Here is a 1,008-nt window from a genome sequence, read left to right on the forward strand (position 1 = left end):
GAAAAGCCTGATATTTGGGGCATTTCTCTCCTTTGTCAACCATGTCAACCAAGAAATCAAAGAAAAAGTAAAAAGTAATAATAGAGTGCCTATGGATTGTTTTCAAAGTCTTTTCTGCCGGTTGACACGGTTTGGTTGACATGAAGACAGTCTGCGGCTGTAAACCTGCCTGACATTCCCTTGTCGGGCATATTTCATTTATGGAGGTAACTGCCTATGGCAAAAAACAAAAACGAGAGCAACAACGAAAACAGCGGCACCCTGCTTACCGAAAAAGACGGCACCCAGTATTTTGTCATGGGGAAAGTCCGTATCAAGGTATCGGAGCATTTCGCACAGGATGGGAAGCCGCTTGACAGCCTACTGGAAGATGTGATCCAGCACGCTGCCGCCGCTTCCTGAAAAAATACGGAATAACGACTGTCAATCAGCCCACGCTTATGATATACTTGTACCAGCGAGTATTGTATAAGCGTGGGTTGTTTCTTTTAGAAGGAGGATTTTTAACCGTGAAACAACCATACAATACAACGATTTATAACACTGCACTATATTTGAGATTGAGCCGTGACGATGAATTACAGGGGGAAAGCGGCAGTATCCAGACCCAGCGCATGATGCTTAGGCAGTATGCCGCAGAGCATGGGCTGACCGTTGTAGACGAGTACATTGACGACGGATGGAGCGGGACAAATTTCGAGCGTCCAAGCTTCCAAAGGATGATTGATGACATCGAGGACGGGAAAATCAACTGCGTTGTCACAAAGGACTTATCCCGTCTGGGAAGAAACTATATCCTGACCGGTCAGTACACGGAAATCTATTTCCCCAGCAAGGGAGTACGCTACATTGCCATCAATGATAATGTGGACACCATCAACGGAGAAAGCGAGCTTGCCCCGTTCTTAAACATCCTGAATGAAATGCACGCCCGACAGACCAGCAAAAAGGTCAAGGCTGCCATGCACACAAGATTTGCCAATGGCGCACACTATGGAGCCTATGCAC

General features: G+C 46.5%; 2 protein-coding genes. Both read left to right on the plus strand.

The window, feature by feature from the left end:
• Positions 1-216 precede the first annotated feature (216 nt).
• Positions 217-402, plus strand: coding sequence for a hypothetical protein (locus PG766_RS16845; protein ID WP_015540918.1), 186 nt, complete (start codon positions 217-219; stop codon positions 400-402).
• A 107-nt stretch (positions 403-509) separates the two neighbouring features.
• Positions 510-1,008, plus strand: a 499-nt coding sequence (locus tag PG766_RS16850) for a recombinase family protein (RefSeq protein ID WP_270591406.1), incomplete at its 3' end; no start/stop codon positions are given.

This window comes from Coprococcus sp. LG101-27, assembly GCF_027695515.1.
Classification (GTDB): domain Bacteria; phylum Bacillota; class Clostridia; order Lachnospirales; family Lachnospiraceae; genus Allocoprococcus; species Allocoprococcus comes.

Excerpts from the sequence above, each read along its gene's own strand:
- PG766_RS16845 (WP_015540918.1), top strand. The coding sequence starts at position 217 with ATGGCAAAAAACAAAAACGAGAGCAACAACGAAAACAGCGGCACCCTG.